18 protein-coding genes and 1 pseudogene are annotated in these 18,398 nt (G+C 61.6%); 8 read left to right on the top strand and 11 right to left on the bottom strand.

Annotated elements, in window-relative coordinates; all coding sequences use genetic code 11:
* Positions 1–11 precede the first annotated feature (11 nt).
* A pseudogene (locus tag JFU48_RS30580) lies at positions 12–104 on the top strand (metal ABC transporter ATP-binding protein); the annotation flags it as partial.
* A 26-nt stretch (positions 105–130) separates the two neighbouring features.
* Here the strand turns inward: JFU48_RS30580 and JFU48_RS14455 are convergent.
* Together JFU48_RS14455 and JFU48_RS14450 are read right to left on the bottom strand one after the other, a co-directional pair.
* Positions 131–577, bottom strand: a complete 447-nt coding sequence (locus JFU48_RS14455) for a hypothetical protein (protein ID WP_003227342.1) — start codon at positions 575–577, stop codon at positions 131–133.
* Between the two features lie 110 nt (positions 578–687).
* A complete protein-coding gene (locus JFU48_RS14450; protein ID WP_201136795.1) occupies positions 688–2,310 on the bottom strand; it encodes a methyl-accepting chemotaxis protein in 1,623 nt (540 codons plus the stop codon).
* A 411-nt stretch (positions 2,311–2,721) separates the two neighbouring features.
* Here JFU48_RS14450 and JFU48_RS14445 point away from each other — a divergent pair, with 411 nt between their 5' ends.
* The gene (locus JFU48_RS14445) at positions 2,722–3,744 is read left to right on the top strand and encodes a transporter (RefSeq protein WP_103486050.1); all 1,023 of its coding nucleotides are present in this window, start codon (positions 2,722–2,724) and stop codon (positions 3,742–3,744) included.
* A 302-nt stretch (positions 3,745–4,046) separates the two neighbouring features.
* The gene (locus tag JFU48_RS14440) at positions 4,047–5,660 is read left to right on the top strand and encodes an inorganic phosphate transporter (RefSeq protein WP_003227350.1); all 1,614 of its coding nucleotides are present in this window, start codon (positions 4,047–4,049) and stop codon (positions 5,658–5,660) included.
* Positions 5,661–5,782: 122 nt separating this feature from the next.
* Here the strand turns inward: JFU48_RS14440 and JFU48_RS14435 are convergent, their stop codons facing one another.
* Positions 5,783–6,679, bottom strand: a complete 897-nt coding sequence (locus tag JFU48_RS14435; RefSeq protein ID WP_201136794.1) for a LysR family transcriptional regulator — start codon at positions 6,677–6,679, stop codon at positions 5,783–5,785.
* Between the two features lie 120 nt (positions 6,680–6,799).
* Here JFU48_RS14435 and JFU48_RS14430 point away from each other — a divergent pair, with 120 nt between their 5' ends.
* A complete protein-coding gene (locus JFU48_RS14430; protein WP_201136793.1) occupies positions 6,800–7,555 on the top strand; it encodes an SDR family NAD(P)-dependent oxidoreductase in 756 nt (251 codons plus the stop codon).
* A gap of 159 nt (positions 7,556–7,714) precedes the next feature.
* Here JFU48_RS14430 and JFU48_RS14425 read toward each other — a convergent pair whose 3' ends face one another.
* Positions 7,715–8,146, bottom strand: a complete 432-nt coding sequence (locus JFU48_RS14425; RefSeq protein WP_201136792.1) for a multidrug/biocide efflux PACE transporter — start codon at positions 8,144–8,146, stop codon at positions 7,715–7,717.
* 89 nt (positions 8,147–8,235) lie between these two features.
* Here JFU48_RS14425 and JFU48_RS14420 point away from each other — a divergent pair, with 89 nt between their 5' ends.
* Entirely contained in the window at positions 8,236–9,090 is an 855-nt protein-coding gene (locus tag JFU48_RS14420; protein WP_201136791.1) for a LysR family transcriptional regulator, read from the top strand.
* Positions 9,091–9,186: 96 nt separating this feature from the next.
* On the opposite strand, the gene JFU48_RS14415 is transcribed toward JFU48_RS14420, so the two are convergent.
* Positions 9,187–10,023: a LysR family transcriptional regulator gene (locus JFU48_RS14415; protein WP_045122600.1), complete on the bottom strand. Its 837-nt coding sequence runs from the start codon at positions 10,021–10,023 to the stop codon at positions 9,187–9,189.
* Positions 10,024–10,134: 111 nt separating this feature from the next.
* Between JFU48_RS14415 and JFU48_RS14410 the strand changes: the two genes are divergently transcribed.
* A complete protein-coding gene (locus JFU48_RS14410) occupies positions 10,135–10,860 on the top strand; it encodes an SDR family oxidoreductase (RefSeq protein ID WP_201136790.1) in 726 nt (241 codons plus the stop codon).
* A 122-nt stretch (positions 10,861–10,982) separates the two neighbouring features.
* Here the strand turns inward: JFU48_RS14410 and JFU48_RS14405 are convergent, their stop codons facing one another.
* Both JFU48_RS14405 and JFU48_RS14400 read right to left on the bottom strand, forming a co-directional pair.
* Positions 10,983–12,212 carry an RNA polymerase sigma factor gene (locus JFU48_RS14405; RefSeq protein ID WP_201136789.1) on the bottom strand — a complete coding sequence of 410 codons (1,230 nt, stop codon included), beginning with the start codon at positions 12,210–12,212 and terminating at the stop codon, positions 10,983–10,985.
* Positions 12,205–12,549 (bottom strand): YciI family protein, encoded by a 345-nt coding sequence (locus tag JFU48_RS14400; protein ID WP_201136788.1) that lies wholly within the window; start codon positions 12,547–12,549, stop codon positions 12,205–12,207. The genes JFU48_RS14405 and JFU48_RS14400 overlap by 8 nt, the downstream gene beginning before the upstream one ends.
* 222 nt (positions 12,550–12,771) lie before the next feature.
* Between JFU48_RS14400 and JFU48_RS14395 the strand changes: the two genes are divergently transcribed.
* Positions 12,772–13,257 (top strand): GNAT family N-acetyltransferase, encoded by a 486-nt coding sequence (locus tag JFU48_RS14395; protein WP_201136787.1) that lies wholly within the window; start codon positions 12,772–12,774, stop codon positions 13,255–13,257.
* A 157-nt stretch (positions 13,258–13,414) separates the two neighbouring features.
* Here JFU48_RS14395 and JFU48_RS14390 read toward each other — a convergent pair whose 3' ends face one another.
* The 3 genes from JFU48_RS14390 to JFU48_RS14380 all read right to left on the bottom strand — a co-directional run bounded on the left by JFU48_RS14390 (position 13,415) and on the right by JFU48_RS14380 (position 15,452).
* Positions 13,415–13,903: a GNAT family N-acetyltransferase gene (locus JFU48_RS14390; protein WP_201136786.1), complete on the bottom strand. Its 489-nt coding sequence runs from the start codon at positions 13,901–13,903 to the stop codon at positions 13,415–13,417.
* 323 nt (positions 13,904–14,226) lie between these two features.
* Positions 14,227–14,721 carry a GyrI-like domain-containing protein gene (locus JFU48_RS14385; protein WP_201136785.1) on the bottom strand — a complete coding sequence of 165 codons (495 nt, stop codon included), beginning with the start codon at positions 14,719–14,721 and terminating at the stop codon, positions 14,227–14,229.
* A gap of 68 nt (positions 14,722–14,789) precedes the next feature.
* A complete protein-coding gene (locus JFU48_RS14380) occupies positions 14,790–15,452 on the bottom strand; it encodes a LysE family translocator (protein WP_201136784.1) in 663 nt (220 codons plus the stop codon).
* A 136-nt stretch (positions 15,453–15,588) separates the two neighbouring features.
* On the opposite strand from JFU48_RS14380, the gene alaC reads away from it, so the two are divergent.
* Positions 15,589–16,803: an alanine transaminase gene (alaC, locus tag JFU48_RS14375; protein WP_003227374.1), complete on the top strand. Its 1,215-nt coding sequence runs from the start codon at positions 15,589–15,591 to the stop codon at positions 16,801–16,803.
* 183 nt (positions 16,804–16,986) lie between these two features.
* Here the strand turns inward: alaC and JFU48_RS14370 are convergent, their stop codons facing one another.
* Entirely contained in the window at positions 16,987–18,342 is a 1,356-nt protein-coding gene (locus JFU48_RS14370) for a GntP family permease (protein ID WP_201136783.1), read from the bottom strand.
* Between the last annotated feature and the right edge of the window lie 56 nt (positions 18,343–18,398).

Raw genomic sequence — 18,398 nt, 5'->3', positions numbered from 1 at the left:
ACACACCAAAGATCCCTGTGGGAGCGGGCTTGCTCGCGAAGGCGTCGTGTCAGTCAATATTTTCAGTGACTGATACACCGCATTCGCGAGCAAGCCCGCTCCCACATTGGATTTTCAGTGCCTTTGGGAATCAGGCCGAAGTGCTGACCAGCGAACCCGAGCTGCTCGACCCGGAATCCTGCAACGCCTGCAACAACGCCGCCGTCGCGGTCTGCAACGAAGCCGAGGTGCTGGAGATTTGCGACTCGGCGGAGGCCACGTCGGCAGCCTTGGCATCAGCGTCTTCCTGCTTGGCCTGAGCCGCTTGCAGCGCCTGCTGCTGTTCCTGCAATTGCTTTTGCAGCTCGGCGATCTGCTTGCGCAGTTCTTTCACCGAATCCGACTCACCGCTGCTGTCGGAACTGCTGTCGCCCGCCGGAGCCGCGCCACCGCCGGCCGCCACTTTGCTGGTATCGGCACTGACGCCCGCGCTGCTGGTTGCACTGGTTGAGGTGTCGTCACTGGCGTCGCTGATCTTGGTTTTGCTGGTGGCGGTGGTGACGGTCTGATTGATTGAAACAGAGGTGATGCTGACCATGGGATGGCTCCAATGCCGGTTATAGATAACCGGCCATCGGCGGCAGTCGCACGGATTTGAGATCGACTGTGTACCGACTCGGTAACCGAACCGGTACACGTCGGCTGACGTCAGGCGCTCAGGCGCGCGGTGACTTCATTGAGCTGCCCGGACAGGCCATGCAGGTTCTGGCTGGCGCTTTCGGTGCGCTGCACGCTGTTGAGGTTGGTGCTGGCGATCGAAGTGATCTCGGTCAGGTTGCGCGAGATGTCTTCGGCCACCGAGGTTTGCTCTTCGGCAGCAGTGGCGATCTGGCGGTTCATGTCGCGGATCGCTTCCACGGCGTGGGTGATGCGCTCCAGCATGGCGCCGGCCTGGGTCACTTGCTCGACACTTTCGTCGCTGCGCGTCTGACCGCTTTCGATCGCTTGCGCCGCGTCCACGGCACCGGTCTGCACGTTCTGAATAATCTGGTTGATCTCGATGATCGACTCCGCCGTACGCTGCGCCAGGTTGCGCACCTCGTCGGCGACCACCGCAAAACCACGCCCGGCCTCGCCGGCCCGTGCCGCTTCAATCGCCGCGTTGAGCGCCAGCAGGTTGGTCTGTTCGGCGATGCCGCGGATCACTTCCAGCACCTTGCCGATGCGCCCGCTGTCGGCTTCCAGACGACGGATCACCTCTGCGGTGTTGGCGATTTCGCCACGCATCCGGGTGATGCTGTGGATGGTGCTCTGCATGACCTTTTCACCCTGCTGGGCGGACTGGTCGGCATCGTCGGCAGCCCGCGCCGCATCGGCGGCATGCCGGGCCACTTCCTGGGCGGTGGCGGACATTTCGTTCATTGCCGTGGCCACCTGATCGGTGCGGTTGAACTGCTCGTTGGTACCGCCGGCCATGGTTGTAGCGATGGCGTTCAGCTCGCCGCTGGCGCTGTCCAGATCACTGGCGCTGCGTTGCAGTTGGGTGAAGGTTTCGGCGAGAAAATCACGCAGGGTATTCGCCGCGGCGGCAAGGTTGCCCAACTCGTCCTGACGGTCGTTGGCGACGCGTTCGGCGAGGCGCCCACGGCTCAATTGGGTGACGTAATCGATCAGCTTGCGGATCGGGTCGATCAGGTTGCGGTTGACCAGCCACAGGCTCAGCAAACCGATCAGCAGACCGGAACCGAGCATCACCAGAATCCCCAGCAACACCGTACGGTCGGCGCTTTCGCTGATGCTGGCCGACAACACATCACCCTGTTTGCGCAGCTCGGCCACCAGTTCGCTCATCTGATCGCTGGTGGCGCGGTCCACGCCTTTGACGGCGCTGTCGCCGGCCGTTGGATCGGCACCGGCAGCGACGTAGGCATCGCGACCTTTCTGGTAGGCGCTGCCGAGTTGGCGGTGCTCTTCACGCAGACGTTCGATGCGGGTTTTCAGCGCCGGCTCAAGGCCTTTCTGGCCGGCCAGTTCACCGAGAATGCTTTGCACATCGCGCTGACGATCTTCGAACTGGCCCCAGTACTTGGCCAGGTCCGCCGGTTGCTTGCCACGCAGCAAGACGTTTTTCCATTCCTGCACCTGCACCTTGAATTGCAGGTTGGCCTCGTCGATCAGTTGCGAGGTGTGCAACGGGCCGGCGATCAACTGGCTGTAGTTCTGCACGCCGTTGGACAGGAAGTGAAAGCAGGCCAGTGCGATCAACAGCATCGCCAGCAGGCTGCCGCTCAGCAGGGCGAGAATTTGTGCTCTCAGGGATTTTTGCAGCATCGCGAGATACTCAGGACAGGGATGAGGCACGCCCGGTAAGGCGTGGAATTTTGCCGGACATCCGTGTCGGCGAGCCTTGGCTCATGGCCAAGCGCGCGCAACGTAACCTAAGCGTGATCGGCGTACCAGAGCGCTTCTTGAAGAAAATCCGACCATTGGTAGGTGAATTAAGAGACTGTGATCGACCATGGCACAGGGTGGGAGCGGGCTTGCTCGCGAAAGCGGCGTGTCATCCACATCATCACTCAATGATCATCCGCATTCGGGAGCAAGCCCCCTCCCACAGGATTGCCGGTAATGATCACGATCACTGTCATTTTGCAGTCACACAAGTGTCATGTGTGATTGCGATGATGCGGCTCAGTGAACCTGCCATTCCGCGACCGACACCCCTCCTCGCAGCGAGCCTCCATGAATCACAGCCTCGATATCAGTCATCGCGATCCTGATTTGTTCGGTTTGCTTTACGGCTTCCGTTTTCGTCCCGGTGAACGTGGCCGCGAAGTCGACTCGGCGACCGCCCTGCGTTGTCTGCAAGACGACAGCGACAGTGATGAATTCCTCTGGCTGCACTTGAACCTGGCGCATGCCGCGTGCGAGCGCTGGATGAAAAGTCATCTGCAATTGCCCGAAGAGTTTTTCGAAGCGCTGCACGAAGGTTCGCGTTCGACGCGTATCGAGCACGTTGACTCGGCGTTATTGGCAGTGGTCAACGACGTGGTGTTCAACCTCAGCAGCATGGTTTCCTCGGACGTGTCGACGCTGTGGGTTTGCGTGCGCAGCAAACTGATCGTCAGCGCACGCCTGCAACCGCTGCACTCGGTGGACAAATTGCGTTCGTCGGTGAAGGCCGGCGAATGCTTTCGCTCGCCGTCGGAACTGCTGGTGCACTTGCTGCGCGATCAGGGCGAAGTGCTGACGCAGATCGTGCGCAAGACCAGCATGAGCGTCGATCAGGTCGAGGACGAATTGCTCTCCTCACGCCTGTCGACCAACCGCGCCGAACTCGGCGCCAATCGCCGGGTGCTGGTGCGCCTGCAACGCCTGTTGGCGCTGGAGCCGGGTTCGCTGCTGCGCCTGCTCAACCGTCCGCCGCCGTGGCTGCAGAAGGAAGACGTCAAGGAGCTGCGCAAATCCACCGAGGAGTTTGCGCTGATCATCAACGACCTCACCGCCCTCGGCGAGCGGATCAAATTGCTCCAGGAAGAAATCGCCGCCAACCTCAACGAACAGAGCAACCGCACCCTGTTCACCCTGACCGTGGTCACGGTGCTGGCGCTGCCGATCAACATCATCGCCGGTTTCTTCGGCATGAACGTGGGGGGCGTGCCGCTGGCAGGTGATCCGGAGGGGTTCTGGATTCTGGTGGCGCTGGTGGTGACGTTTACCGCGATTGCCGGGCGTTGGGCATTTCGCAAGCGTGGGGATTATTAAGAGCAAAAGATCGCAGCCTTCGGCGGGGTGACACCGTCCCCTGTGGCGAGGGAGCTTGCTCCCGCTCGGCTGCGCAGCAGTCGTAAATCAGTCAACGCGGGCTCACTGATACATTCATGTGAATGGGTTTCGGGGGCGCTTCGCACCCCAGCGGGAGCAAGCTCCCTCGCCACAGGGGGTATCTCTCGGCTTTAGATCAGCGGTAGGGCTAATAAAGCAAACACTGACCTGTCGCAGTCTCTCTGTAATATTTAGCAACGATCATGACCGACATTCCTTCCCTCGCTCAGGATTGTCCGCTCATGGCTACTCCCTCCCTGACCGCCCGCCAGGCCTCTGCCCCCAGTGGCAGGCCAGCCCTCGACAAGAAAACCGGCCCGTTCACCTACGTGATTTTTTTCGCGGTGCTCGCGATGGGGATGCTGTTCACCGCTTACAGCCTGATGCACGACATGCATGAGCTGGGCACCACCGTCACCACCTGGACCCCGTTTCTGCTGCTCGGCGTGGCGCTGCTGATTGCGCTGGGCTTTGAGTTCGTCAACGGTTTCCACGACACCGCCAACGCGGTCGCGACAGTGATTTACACCCACTCGCTGCCGCCGAACGTGGCGGTGGTCTGGTCGGGGTTCTTCAATTTCCTCGGGGTGCTGTTGTCCAGCGGCGCCGTGGCGTTCGGCATCATCGCCCTGCTGCCGGTGGAGCTGATTCTGCAGGTCGGTTCGTCCGCCGGTTTCGCGATGATCTTCGCCCTGTTGATCGCGGCGATCCTGTGGAACCTCGGCACCTGGTGGCTGGGCCTGCCGGCCTCCTCTTCCCACACGCTGATCGGTTCGATCATCGGCGTCGGCGTCGCCAATGCCTTGATGCACGGGCGCGATGGCACCAGTGGCGTGGACTGGGCGCAGGCGACCAAGATTGGTTATGCGCTGTTGTTGTCGCCACTGGTGGGCTTCGGCTGCGCGGCGCTGTTGCTGCTGGCCATGCGCGCCTTCATCAAGAATCGCGCGCTGTACAAGGCGCCGGAAGGCAACAACCCGCCACCGTGGTGGATTCGCGGTTTGCTGATCGCCACCTGCACCGGCGTGTCGTTCGCCCACGGCTCCAACGACGGGCAGAAAGGCATGGGCCTGATCATGCTGATTCTGGTCGGCACCTTGCCGATGGCCTACGCCTTGAACCGCACCATGCCGGCCGATCAGGCGTTGCAGTTCGCTGCCGTCGCCGAAGTCACCCAGCAAGCGCTGGTGAAAAATACCCCGCTGCCAGCCCCGGTGGATCCGCGCCCGGTGCTGTCCGATTACGTGCGCAGCAAGCAAGCCACCCCGCAACTGATCCCCGCCCTCGCCGCCCTCACCGGGCACATTGGCGAAGAGGTCAAAGGCTATGGCTCGCTGTCGAAAGTCCCGGCCGAAGCCATGGGCAACGTGCGTAACGACATGTACCTGGCCAGCGAAAGCATCCGCCTGATGGACAAGAACAAGGTCGGCAACTTCGACGCCGACACCACTGACAAACTGCAGCTGTTCAAGCAGCAGATCGACAACGCCACGCGCTTCATTCCGTTGTGGGTGAAGATCGCCGTGGCCATCGCCCTGGGCCTCGGCACCATGGTCGGCTGGAAACGCATTGTGGTGACGGTCGGCGAGAAGATCGGCAAGACCCACCTGACTTACGCCCAGGGCGCCTCGGCGGAAACCGTGGCGATGCTGACCATCGGCGCGGCGGACATGTTCGGTTTACCGGTGTCGACCACCCACGTGTTGTCATCGGGTGTGGCCGGGACCATGGTTGCCAATGGCGGCGGGCTGCAGATGAAGACCATCCGCAACCTGCTGATGGCGTGGGTGCTGACCTTGCCGGCGGCGATTCTGCTGTCGGGCAGCCTGTACTGGCTGTTCACCCAGATTTTCTGAACAACCCGGCCCCCCTGTAGGAGTGAGCCTGCTCGCGATAGCGGTGCTTCAGTCACATCTGCATCGACTGACAGCACGCCATCGCGAGCAGGCTCACTCCTACAGTTGATCTGCGGTATCAGTCAGAGCGTCGAACGAATCACCTCCCCCAACCAATCCATGAACACCCGCACCCGCAGCGGCAAGTGCCGTTGCCGCGCATACAGGATAGAAATGCCCATCGCCGGCGCCGTGAACTGTGGCAGCACAGTCAGCAGTTCACCATTGTCCAGATGCGGCTGCATGCCGGTGCGCGGCACCTGGATCAGGCCGAAGCCGCCGAGGCACGCCGACTCATAGGCATCGGTGCTGTTGACCGTGACACTGCCAGCCATCGGCAGGCGCCGCACCTGTCCGTCCTGTTCATACACAAAGCCTTCGGAACGCGAACCCAGCACGCCGACGTAATGCACCAGCCGATGCTGCGCCAGATCCTCCAGCGTCTGCGGTACGCCATGGCGTTCGAGGTAAGCGGGGCTGGCGCAGTTGATCATCGGAAAGTCGCCCAGATGCCGCGCCACCACCGATTGATCCGGCTGCGCGCCAATGCGCACCACGCAATCGAAGCCCTCGCTGAGCAGATCGACGCGGCGGTCGGTGCTGCTGATCTCCAATTCCAGATTCGGGTGGCGCGCCATGAACTCGGGCAGCAGCGGCATGATCAAGCGACGCGCGAGGATGTTCGGCATATCGACACGAATCCGCCCGCTCAGCGACGCCGGATCCTGACGAAACAGACCTTCGATCTCGTCCATGTGCGACAGCAGATCCTTGCTGCGTTCGTACAGCACCAGGCCGTCCTGAGTCGCCTGCACCTTGCGGGTGGTGCGTTGCAGCAAGCGTGTGCCGAGTAGGGTTTCCAGGGCCTGAACGTGCTCGGACACGGTCGAGCGTGGCAGCCCGAGACTCTCCCCGGCGAGGGTGAAACTCGACAGTTCGCTGACCCGGACGAAGGTGCGCAGTAGTTCCAGTTTGTTCATCAGGACACCCGTTGATTGTTCGGCGGAGTCGATCAGTGATTCCGGTTTCAGTCTGTTTATCACCCAATGCCGGATAAATAAACTTTGCTCATCACCACTCACCGCAATCGAGGATTTCACATGAGCCGCAAAATCGCATTGATCACCGGCGCCAGCCGGGGCCTGGGCAAGAACGCCGCACTGCACCTCGCCGCGCAGGGCGTGGACATCATCGGCACCTACAACAGCCGCGCCGATGAAGCCCAGGCACTGGTTGCAGAACTGGAACAACGCGGCGCCAAAGCCGTGATGCTGCAACTGGACGTCGGCCGCAGCGAAACCTTTGCCGATTTCGCCTCGCGGGTTGCGCAAGCGCTGCAGCAACTGGAGCGTCCGCGCTTCGACTTCCTGATCAACAACGCCGGGATCGGTGTCCACGCGCTGTTCGCCGAGACCACCCCGGAACAGTTCGACCTGCTGATGAACATCCAGCTCAAAGGGCCGTTCTTCCTGACTCAGCAACTGCTGCCGCTGATCAATGACGGCGGCCGGATCATCAACATTTCCAGCGGCCTGACCCGCTTCAGCCTGCCGGGCTACGCCGCCTACGCGGCGATGAAAGGCGCGATGGAAGTGCTGACCCGCTATCAGGCCAAGGAGCTGGGCGCGCGGCAGATCGGCGTGAACATCCTGGCGCCGGGCGCTATCGAGACCGACTTTGGTGGCGGTGCGGTGCGCGACAACGCGGCGTTGAACGCGATGGTCGCGAGCAACACCGCACTGGGTCGCGCCGGGCAACCGGATGATATTGGTGGTGCGTTGTCGATGTTGCTGGCGCCGGGCGCGCAGTGGATCAACGGGCAGCGGGTCGAGGCATCGGGCGGGATGTTCCTCTAAACCCAAACATTGTGGCGAGGGAGCTTGCTCCCGCTGGGGTGCGAAGCGCCCCCCAAAACCGGCCAATGCGGTCTGACAGACAGACCGCGTTTATCGGGTTTACGACTGCTGCGCAGCCGAGCGGGAGCAAGCTCCCTCGCCACAGGTTGTGTTCCAGACTTAAGCAGCACGGGCCATCAATAACCGCTCGCGCACCACGTCATACCCCCAGTGATACACATAGGTGTACGGCAGGAAAAACAGCAGCACGCCGATGTCCAGCAAGAACGCCTGCCACAGGCTGACCGACAGCCACCAGGCAATCAGCGGCACGCCCATCACGATCAACCCGCCTTCAAACAACAGCGCATGGACCACCCGCGTCCAGGCGTTGTGCGCGACGTTCAGGCGCTTGAGCATGCGGTCGAAAAAACCGTTGAACAGCACGTTCCACGCCAGCGCCAGCAGAGCAATCAGCACGGTTACGGCGCCCATGTCCAACAGCGGCTTGTCCATGATCCACGCCAGCAACGGCGTACAGATCAGGATCGCCAGAAACTCGAAACCGATGGCCTGAAAGATACGTTCAACAATGGATTTGTTAGCCGTCATGGCCTGACTCCTTGAGTGAAGAGAGTTGCCATGATCGGCCCTCACACCGATACTTCATAACCAATAACCATCGATCAAGGCGATAGTTCATGGCTTCGCAAGAAGTGCTGCTGGCGTTTGTCCAAGCGGCCACTCAAGGTTCGTTTTCGGCGGCGGCGCGCAAACTGGGGCGCAGTCAGTCGACCATCAGTGCGGCAGTGGCGAGCCTGGAGATCGATCTGGATCTGGTGCTGTTCGACCGCAGCAGCCGCAAACCGACCCTGACCCCGGCTGGCCATGTGATGCTGCAACGGGCCGAGGCGATTCTGGCGGCCACCAGTCGTCTGCAAATGACTGCCCGCCAACTGGCCGAAGGCGTCGAGCCGAAGCTGACCGTGGCGATTTCCGACACCTATCAATCGGCGCGTTTCGAGGCGGCGCTGGTCGGCTTCGAACAGCGTTATCCGGACCTGGAACTGGAATGCCTGATCGCCGAGTGCGACGACCTGATCGAGTTGGTCCAGCGTGGCCGCGCGCACCTGGCGTTTGCCGAAATGCAGGACACCTATCCGCCGGATCTGGTGACCTCGACCGTCGCCGAGCGCACGGACCTGGCGCTGTTCGTCAAACGTGATCATGTGTTGACCGGCATCGAATGTGTCGACCAGCAAGTGCTGGAGCAGCATCGCGAGTTGCGCCTGGCGACCATCGTCAATCCCTATAACAGCCGGGCGAAGGGTCGGGTATGGTCGGCGCCGAGTTACCTGATGCTCATGGAAATGGCGGAAATGGGTTTCGGCTGGGCGGCGTTGCCGCGCTGGCTGGTGGCGCGCTTCGGCAACGACACGCTGGTGGAGTTGACGGTGCGTGGCTGGCCGCGGCCGGTGTATGTCGATGCATTGTGGTCGCGGACTTATCCGCCGGGGCCGGCGGGAAGTTGGCTACTGAGCAAGATGCTGGAATAGGTGGTGCGCCCCTTCGCGAGCAGGCTCGCTCCCACAAGGATTTTTTGAACACCACAGATCCAATGTGGGAGCGAGCCTGCTCGCGAAAGCGATCGGTCAGGCCGCTGCAATTTCCACCGGCCGATTCTCCTGGAAATACGCCTGCAACCCACGCATCGCCGGCAACTCCAGCGCCTGCGCCGCATAGCACAAGCCGACCCGGCGAGTCGGCGCCGGCAAGTGCAGCGCACGTACCACCACCCGCGCATGCCCGCTGACGAGCGACTGCGGCAACATCGCCACGCCGACACCCGCCGCGACCATGTGCAGCGCCTGCTGCAACGAGCCCGCATGCCCCGCCACCGCCTCCGGCGAACGCCCGTACAACGCCATCAAGCGCTGATGCGACGGATGCTGCGGGCAGGTGATCCAGTCTTCAATCGGCGCCCATCCGGCCTGCGCCACCGCCATCGGATGCTCCAGCGGCAGCGCCATCACATAGGGTTCTTCCCACAGCGGCAGGAACAGTTCGTCCTCGCAGCACATCTCCTCCACCGCCAGCCGCCCGTCACCGTGACAACCCTCCTCCAGCGTCAGCAGCAGATTGGGCAAGGCCTGATGGGCCATGCGCACGAAGGCTTCGATGTGGCTGGCGGCGATGTCGCCTTCGATGCCGAGCGTCAGCGGCGCGCGATTCTCGCCGCCGCGAAACATCCGGCTCAAGGCTTCGGCCTCAGCGACCATGCGCCGCGCCTGCGGGTACAGCAACCGCGCCTCCGCGCTGACCTCGACCCCACGCGGTTGACGCACGAACAGCGTCGCGCCGAGTTCTTCTTCAAGCTGCCTGATGGTCACCGACAGGGTCGGCTGACTGATGAACAAGCGTTGCGCCGCTGCGGTGATGTTGCGTTCTTCGAACACCGCGAGGAAAGCTTTGAGGTGACGGATATCCATAGATGATTCCGATGACAGACAGAGGAATAAGGCATTTTTCAGCCGAGAACGCGCTAAATATACTGCGCCCAGTATTCAGTCATTTGATTTTCTTATTTCAGGAGTTCACGTATGAGCAAGCCCTTGATCATCATCACCGGCGCCAGTTCGGGCATTGGCGCAGCCGCCGCTCGCCGTTTCAGCGCTGCCGGGCATCCGTTGTTGCTGCTGGCGCGCCGGATCGAACGCCTGGATGCGCTGGAGTTGCCGAACAGCCTCAGCCGTCAGGTCGACATCACTGATCGCACCGCCCTGCTCGCGGCAGTCGCCGAAGCAGAAGCAAAATTCGGCCCGGCCGACGCGCTGATCAACAACGCCGGCGTGATGCTGCTGGGGGCGATGAGCGAGCAGGATCCGGCGCAGTGGGAGCAGATGCTCGACGTCAATGTGAAGGGTCTGCTCAACGGCGTGCATGCCGTCGTCGCCGGGATGGTCGAACGCAAGCACGGCACGATCATCAATGTCAGCTCGGTGGCCGGGCGCAAGACTTTCCCGAATCACGTCGCGTATGTCGGCACCAAGTTCGCGGTGCATGGTTTGTCGGAAAACCTGCGCGAAGAACTGGCGCCGCACAACGTGCGCGTGACCACCATTGCACCGGGTGCGGTGGAGACCGAATTGCTCAGCCACACCACCGATGAGGCGATCAAGACCGGCTATCAGGCGTGGAAGCAGGAGATGGGCGGCACGGTATTGAGCGCCGAGGATGTGGCGACGGCGATTGCCTATGCGTATGAGCAGCCGCAGGGCGTGTGCATTCGCGAGATCGTGCTGGCTGCGACCCGGCAGCAGGCCTGATGGTTTGAGGTCGGCTGCACTGGCCCCTTCGCGAGCAAGCCCGCTCCCACAGTTGGCCGCGTTCCAACTGTGGGAGCGGGCTTGCTCGCGAAAGGGCCGGCATTGCGAATGAACATCTCGGATCAATCCAGTTCGCGAAGCCGCCCCTCGATAAACCGCCGCTCCGGCTCCTGCCGGGTCAGCTCCAGGACTCGCAAATAAGCCGCCCGCGCCTGCTCGACCCGACCCAACTGCCGACAAAACTCCGCCCGCGCCGAATGCGCCAGGTGGTAATCCTGCAACTCGCCACGATCCAGGATCCCCTCGATCAGCGCCAGCCCTGCCAACGCCCCATCGCGCTTGGCCACCGCCACCGCACGGTTCAACTCGATCACCGGCGACGGCGACGCCCGCAACAACACGTCATACAGACCCACGATCTGCTGCCAATCCGTTTCCGCCGCTGACGGCGCTTCGGCGTGCACCGCCGCTATTGCCGCTTGCAGACAATACGGCCCGAAGCGTCGGGTGGTCAGCGCCCGCTCCACCAGCGCGCAGCCTTCGGCAATCAACCCGGCATCCCAGTGCGAACGATCCTGGTCATCCAGCAGCACCAGTTCACCACTGGGCGAAGTGCGCGCCGGCCGACGTGATTCGTGCAACAGCATCAGCGCGAGCAAGCCCATGACCTCCGGTTCCGGCAGCAGCTCCATCAGCAACCGCCCGAGCCGGATCGCCTCGCGGGTCAGCTCTTCACGCGTCACCTCCGCCCCCATCGACGCCGAATAGCCTTCGTTGAACACCAGATAAATCACCCGTAGCACGCTGTCGAGGCGCTCGGGCAATTCGCTCAGGCTGGGGACTTGATAAGGGATTTTCGCATCACGAATCTTGGCCTTGGCCCGCACGATGCGCTGGGCAATCGCCGCCGGTGCCGAGAGAAACGCGCGGGCGATTTCCTCGGTGGTCAGGTCGCAGACTTCACGCAGGGTCAGCGGCACTTGCGCATCTGCCGCCAGCGCCGGGTGACAGCAGGTGAAGATCAGCCGCAGGCGGTCGTCTTCCACGTCTTCGCCACTCCAGTCGGCCTGCTCCAGTTCTTCGAGCTGCGCCAGCAACAGCGGCTGCGAGGCCTTGAAGCGGGCGCGGCGGCGCAATACATCGATGGCCTTGAAGCGCCCGGTGGACACCAGCCAGGTACGCGGATTGTCCGGCACGCCGTCGCGCTGCCAGCGCTCGACCGCGACGAAGAACGCCTCGTGCAAGGCTTCTTCGGCGAGGTCGAAATCGCCGAGCAGACGAATCAGCGTCGCCAGAATCCGCCGCGAGTCTTCGCGATAGACCTGCTCGACCCGCGCCCGAACGTCAGACATTCAACTGCCGGACCGGGCGCACTTCGACGCTGCCGATCCGGGCCGCCGGAATATGCCCGGCGACCTGAATCGCTTCGTTCAGATCCTTGGCGTCAATCAGGTAAAACCCGGCCAGTTGCTCCTTGGTTTCAGCGAACGGGCCATCGGTGATCGACAGCTTGCCGTTGCGCATACGCACCGTGGTCGCGGTCTGCACCGACTCCAGCGCTTCGGCCGCGACCATCCGCCCGCTGCCCTGAATCGACTCGGCGTAGGCCCAGCATTCGGCGTCTTCCGGGCTGTCGGGCGAGGTGTGCAGCAGGCGCTCATCGCTGTAGACCAGGCATAGATACTTCATGGCTTTCTCCTGAATCGAACGAATCAACTATGGCTGAAGATCAGGGCTGCACATCGAACAGCGTGGCGCCGCTCATCGGATCGAACAGCGCCGTCCATGTTCGTGGGCACATCCTTAGTCGTTCGGTCGACGTGCTGATCGACAGGCCAAACAAATAAATTGCGCCGGACACAAAGTCGCTAGAATCCGAGGCTCATCTTTTGTAGGAAAAAGGAAATTCCCGTGTCAGCCCAACTCGTGCCGTACGACAGCCTGAACGCCTTGCAGCGTCAGCAAGTCGAAGCGATTGAAATTCATCCCGAGCAGATCAAATTCTCCGGCGACATTCACGGCGCGTTGCACACGCTGCTGTCCAAACCCGGTCCTGGCGTAAAGGGTTTCGCGCTGCTGGCCGATCAGGTGCCGGTGGCGTTCCTGCTGCTCAAGCGCCCGCCCGTGCTGCCGGCCTGGGCCAATGAACACAGCGCCACCCTGCACGCCTTGCAGGTCGATCACCGCGCGCAAGGCAAGGGTTACGGCAAGGCCTGCCTGCAAGCGCTGGCCGACGTGGCGCGTGAAGCATGGTCAGAGATCAAGGGGCTGGAACTGTCGGTGGACGCCGATAACGACGCGGCGATTGCGCTGTACGCCAGATACGGTTTCGTCGACAGCGGCGAAGCGTACAAGGGCCGGATCGGGTACGAGCGGCGCATGGGTTTGTTTTTCTGAGTCGTGCGGAACATCGGCCGGCCCTCTGCAGACCCGACACGGTCCCCTGTAGGAGTGAGCCTGCTCGCGATCGCGGTGTGTCAGTTGAATCGATGTTGTCTGACACTCCGCTATCGCGAGCAGGCTCACTCCTACCGTTTTTTTGATCGGTGTTGGGTCAGAGGGTCAGGATCATCTCGTGCCACGCCATCCCGCCATGGTCTGACTCCGACGGCTTGATGTAGGCAAAGCCAAACCCGGCATACAGCGGAATGTGCTTCTCTTTGCACATCAGGTGAATCGTCGCTTTGTCCATCCCGCGCATACGCTCGATGAACTCGGCCATCAGCCGCTTGGCCAGGCCCTGCCCCTGATAGTCCGGGTGCACCACCACCGACATGATCACCACGTTCGGGCCCTTCGGATCATGGCCGATCAGTTCCTTGAACGCCTCGTCCGACATCTGCACCTCAAACGCCGCGCCCGAGTTGATGAAACCGGCGACCACGCCGTCCACTTCGGCGACGATGAAACCCTCTGGCCAAGTGGCAATGCGCGTGGCGATCTTTTCGCGGGTGGCGGCTTCATCGCCTTCGTAGGCAACGGTTTCGATCGCGTAGCAGCGATCCAGGTCGGCGGCGGTGACGTTGCGGATGACGGTGTTCATGGCAGCTCGAAAATCAGCGGAGAAAAGTGCGCAAAGCATAAAGGAATAAGGTGTTCATATCGATCCGCACGGGGGGCGTAAAGCCTGCGTATAAGCGCTTTTCTTCGTGCGGGCGGCGGGCTATTTCTGGAGTGTGTCTCTGATCACCCTTGAGGGGAACCGCTTATGAGCAGCGTTGAAATCGGCCTGTTGATGGTGTTGGGCATCAGTACGTTCGGCTTTATCACCTTGGGCATTGACCTGTTGCGGGCGCGACGGGTAGGCAAGGGTAAACGCGGTTGAAAACATGAGGCGGATCAGTGATCCGCCTCATGTTTTATGGCTCAGACCTTGGTATCGACCGGCACGCAGATTTCCAGTTTGCCGGTGTGCAGTCGCGGATTGAAATCGGCGCTGTAGCGTTCCAGCTCCGGGGCATTCAGTTCCACGTAGTGGGAGGTCGGCAGCCAGGTCTTGTAGATGTATTGCAGGGTCTGCGGCAACTGATCGAGCGGACCCTTGTGCTCAAACACCGCGTACTGCCGGGGCAGCACTTCAACCCACTGGTAGATCTTCTGGTCGAGTTCATCGAGCTTGCTGATTTCCACCCCGGCGATGTAATCAAAACCGCCCTTGCCGTCGAAATTGCTGCAGACGCCGTAGGTCACTTCGTTTTTTTGTCCCTGTATCTTTCCCAGGTGCGGCAAGAACTTTTCCCACAGCGCAGGGATGTCCTTGGCGGTGTCCTGGGTAAATCGACCACGAAATCCTGCGATCAGCAGGAAGTGTCCATGTTCGAAGCGAGGTTCAGCCACTTCGACGCGTTTTTGCTCATCCATGACTCGACTCCTGGAACAAAAGAAGGGGTTCGGCTGCTGAGTATAGAAGCCAAACCCGATTCGCAATGTTACAGGGCATGCAACTGGTCGGCGGCCCCGGAGCCAACGAACTCGTTATAACCGGATACGATCACGTAAACCGCGAAATAGCAGAAGATCGCCGCCGATGCCATGTAGGAATAGCGCAACAGCTTGTCACCCAGCAGCTTGCCGCCGTGGCTCGCGGCGAAGCACAGACCGGCCGACCACAGCAGCCCGGCGCAGAGGAAACCGCCGAGGAACAACGCCGAGCTCAGCGGGCCGCCGCCACCGGAGCGGGCGATCAGGGTACCGCCAACCGCGGCGAACCACAGAATCGCGCTTGGCGAGGACATGGCGAGGAAGATCCCGCGAAAAAACTCCTTGCGATGCGAGTTCTGCCCCACTTCCGCCGTCGCTGCCAACTGCGCCTCGTGGTGAATCGCCGAATAGATCATCTTCGCCGCAAAGTAGATCAGCAGCGCCGACCCGCCGATCCACAGCACCCAGCGCACGGTCTCGTACTGCAACAGCACGGTCATCCCGGCCAGCGCCAGCACCGCGTAGATCAGGTCGCCGACGCAGGTGCCGAGGCCCAGCGCGAAGCCCTGAAAGTATCCGCGCTGCATCGCCAACGTGATCATTGCGATGTTGGCCACGCCGATATCCAGGCACAGCGAGAGGCTCAGCAAGAAGCCGCTGGTGAATTCCATTAAGCATTTCCTTGGAAAAATTATTGTCGTGCACGCTGGACAGTCCGCCATCGCTGCCCTTATCTTCCGCCACAGGTCACCGCAGTGACCAGCGTCGCTCGGACGGTTCCGGGCGCTTACGTTATCCGAGGCAACAATGGCTGAACAAGGTTCGCCGCGCCGCTTTGCGCGCATTGATCGACTCCCCCCTTACGTTTTCAACATCACCGCCGAGCTGAAGATGGCCGCGCGGCGTCGTGGTGAAGACATCATCGACTTGAGCATGGGCAACCCCGACGGGGCCACACCGCCGCACATCGTCGAAAAACTGGTGCAGGTTGCACAGCGCGAAGACACCCACGGTTATTCCACGTCCAAGGGCATTCCGCGTCTGCGTCGGGCGATTTCCAACTGGTACAAGGAACGCTACGCGGTCGATATCGACCCGGAAAGCGAAGCCATTGTCACCATCGGTTCCAAGGAAGGCCTGGCGCACTTGATGCTGGCGACCCTGGATCAGGGCGACACGGTACTGGTGCCGAACCCGAGTTACCCGATTCACATCTACGGCGCAGTGATTGCCGGCGCCCAGGTGCGTTCGGTGCCGCTGGTGCCCGGCGTAGACTTTTTCGCTGAGCTGGAACGGGCCATCCGTGGCTCGATCCCGAAACCGAAGATGATGATCCTCGGTTTCCCGTCCAACCCCACCGCGCAGTGCGTGGAGCTGGATTTCTTCGAACGGGTGATCGCCCTCGCCAAGCAGTACGACGTACTGGTGGTGCACGACCTGGCCTACGCCGACATCGTCTACGACGGCTGGAAAGCCCCGTCGATCATGCAGGTGCCCGGCGCCAAGGACATCGCGGTGGAGTTTTTCACCCTGTCCAAGAGCTACAACATGGCCGGCTGGCGCATCGGCTTCATGGTCGGCAACCCGGAGCTGGTCAACGCCCTGGCGCGGATCAAGAGCTACCACGACTACGGCACCTTCACCCCGCTGCAAGTGGCGGCGATTGCCGCGCTGGAAGGCGATCAGCAATGCGTGCGCGACATCGCCGAGCAGTATCGCCAGCGTCGCAACGTGCTGGTCAAAGGCCTGCATGAGCTGGGCTGGATGGTCGAGAATCCGAAGGCTTCGATGTATGTCTGGGCGAAGATTCCCGAAGCTTATGCGCACCTCGGTTCGCTGGAGTTCGCCAAGAAGCTGCTGGCCGAGGCCAAGGTCTGTGTCTCGCCGGGGGTGGGCTTTGGTGAGTATGGTGATGATCACGTGCGCTTCGCGCTGATCGAAAACCAGGACCGGATTCGTCAGGCAGTGCGCGGGATTCGCGGGATGTTCCGGGCGGATGGATTAGCACCGAAAGCCGTCTGACAACACGTCACACTGTGGGAGCGGGCTTGCCCGCGAATGCGGTGGTTCAGACAACATTGATGTCGACTGACACGACGCCTTCGCGGGCAAGCCCGCTCCCACAGGGGTAATGTATTGAGCCTGATACCGTCACCCACAAAAAAACCGCATCGCTGCGGTTTTTTTGTGTCTGCAAGAAGCTGCTTAGACGAACAGCGACAACAGCAGGATAAAGCCCAACGCAACCACCGACAGGATGGTTTCCATCGCGGTCCAGGTCTTGAAGGTTTCGGCCACGGTCATGTTGAAGTACTGCTTCACCAGCCAGAAACCGGCGTCGTTCACATGGGACAGGATCAGCGAGCCGGCGCCGGTGGCCAGCACCAGCAGTTCACGGTTGACGCCCGGGATCATCCCCACCACCGGCACCACGATGCCCGCGCCAGTGATGGTCGCCACGGTGGCCGAACCGGTGGCGATACGAATCACCGCCGCCACCAGCCACGCCAGCAGGATCGGCGAGATCTGCGCGCTGACCGCCATGTGGCCGATCACGTCGCCCACGCCGCTGGTCACCAGCATCTGCTTGAAGCCGCCACCGGCACCGATGATCAGGATGATCGCGGCGGTCGGCGCCAGGCTCGCGTCCAGCCACTTGAGGATCTGCTGCGAACCGATGCCCTGCTTGTGGCCAAAGGTGTACAGCGACAGCAGCAACGCCAGCAGCAATGCGGAGATCGGGTGACCGATCATGTCCATCCAGGTGCGGAAGAAGTGACCGTCCGGCAGCGCCACGTCAGCGAAGGTTTTCAGCAGCATCAGGAACACCGGCAGCAGCACGGTGATCAGGGTGATGCTGAAGCTTGGCAGCTTGGCCGATTCGTCGTTCTCACGGGCCAGTTGATCGACCAGGTCCTGATTCGGCGTGCCGGGAATGTGCTTGGCAATGAACGTACCGAAGATCGGACCGGCAATGATTGCAGTCGGCAGTGCGACGATCAGACCGTAGAGAATGGTCTTGCCGATGTCGGCGCCAAATACCCCGATCGCCAGCAGCGGGCCCGGGTGCGGTGGCACCAGACCGTGTACCGCAGACAGGCCAGCGAGCAGCGGGATACCGATCTTGATGATCGACACACCGGTCCGCCGGGCGACGATGAACACCAACGGAATCAGCAACACGAAGCCGATTTCGAAGAACAGCGGAATACCCACCAGGAACGCGGCGAACATCATCGCCCACTGGACCCTTTCCTTGCCGAAGGCGCGGATCAGGGTCTGAGCGATCTGATCGGCACCACCGGATTCGGCCATCATTTTGCCGAGCATGGTGCCCAGCGCAAGGATGATCCCGACGAAACCGAGCACGCCACCAAAGCCGTCCTGGAACGCCTTGATGATGGTGCCGATCGGCATGCCGGACGTCAGCCCGAGAAAGGCAGCGGCAATGGTCAGGGAGATGAAGGGGTGAATCTTGAACTTGGTAATCAGGACAATCAGCCCGATTACCGTGACCACTGCATCAAGCAGCAGAAACGTGTCGTGGGACATGCCAAACATTGGGGGTGTCTCCTGGCTTGTTGTTGTTATTAAAGCGGGTTGAACAGAAATCGTGA

This window comes from Pseudomonas sp. TH49, assembly GCF_016650625.1.
Classification (GTDB): domain Bacteria; phylum Pseudomonadota; class Gammaproteobacteria; order Pseudomonadales; family Pseudomonadaceae; genus Aquipseudomonas; species Aquipseudomonas fluorescens_H.
Note: the sequence above shows the minus strand (reverse complement) of the source record. Positions and strands in the feature narration are given on the sequence as shown.

Excerpts from the sequence above, each read along its gene's own strand:
- JFU48_RS14455 (WP_003227342.1), bottom strand. The coding sequence starts at position 577 with ATGGTCAGCATCACCTCTGTTTCAATCAATCAGACCGTCACCACCGCC.
- JFU48_RS14450 (WP_201136795.1), bottom strand. The coding sequence starts at position 2,310 with ATGCTGCAAAAATCCCTGAGAGCACAAATTCTCGCCCTGCTGAGCGGC.
- JFU48_RS14445 (WP_103486050.1), top strand. The coding sequence starts at position 2,722 with ATGAATCACAGCCTCGATATCAGTCATCGCGATCCTGATTTGTTCGGT.
- JFU48_RS14440 (WP_003227350.1), top strand. The coding sequence starts at position 4,047 with ATGGCTACTCCCTCCCTGACCGCCCGCCAGGCCTCTGCCCCCAGTGGC.
- JFU48_RS14435 (WP_201136794.1), bottom strand. The coding sequence starts at position 6,679 with ATGAACAAACTGGAACTACTGCGCACCTTCGTCCGGGTCAGCGAACTG.
- JFU48_RS14430 (WP_201136793.1), top strand. The coding sequence starts at position 6,800 with ATGAGCCGCAAAATCGCATTGATCACCGGCGCCAGCCGGGGCCTGGGC.
- JFU48_RS14425 (WP_201136792.1), bottom strand. The coding sequence starts at position 8,146 with ATGACGGCTAACAAATCCATTGTTGAACGTATCTTTCAGGCCATCGGT.
- JFU48_RS14420 (WP_201136791.1), top strand. The coding sequence starts at position 8,236 with ATGGCTTCGCAAGAAGTGCTGCTGGCGTTTGTCCAAGCGGCCACTCAA.
- JFU48_RS14415 (WP_045122600.1), bottom strand. The coding sequence starts at position 10,023 with ATGGATATCCGTCACCTCAAAGCTTTCCTCGCGGTGTTCGAAGAACGC.
- JFU48_RS14410 (WP_201136790.1), top strand. The coding sequence starts at position 10,135 with ATGAGCAAGCCCTTGATCATCATCACCGGCGCCAGTTCGGGCATTGGC.
- JFU48_RS14405 (WP_201136789.1), bottom strand. The coding sequence starts at position 12,212 with ATGTCTGACGTTCGGGCGCGGGTCGAGCAGGTCTATCGCGAAGACTCG.
- JFU48_RS14400 (WP_201136788.1), bottom strand. The coding sequence starts at position 12,549 with ATGAAGTATCTATGCCTGGTCTACAGCGATGAGCGCCTGCTGCACACC.
- JFU48_RS14390 (WP_201136786.1), bottom strand. The coding sequence starts at position 13,903 with ATGAACACCGTCATCCGCAACGTCACCGCCGCCGACCTGGATCGCTGC.
- JFU48_RS14385 (WP_201136785.1), bottom strand. The coding sequence starts at position 14,721 with ATGGATGAGCAAAAACGCGTCGAAGTGGCTGAACCTCGCTTCGAACAT.
- JFU48_RS14380 (WP_201136784.1), bottom strand. The coding sequence starts at position 15,452 with ATGGAATTCACCAGCGGCTTCTTGCTGAGCCTCTCGCTGTGCCTGGAT.
- alaC (WP_003227374.1), top strand. The coding sequence starts at position 15,589 with ATGGCTGAACAAGGTTCGCCGCGCCGCTTTGCGCGCATTGATCGACTC.
- JFU48_RS14370 (WP_201136783.1), bottom strand. The coding sequence starts at position 18,342 with ATGTTTGGCATGTCCCACGACACGTTTCTGCTGCTTGATGCAGTGGTC.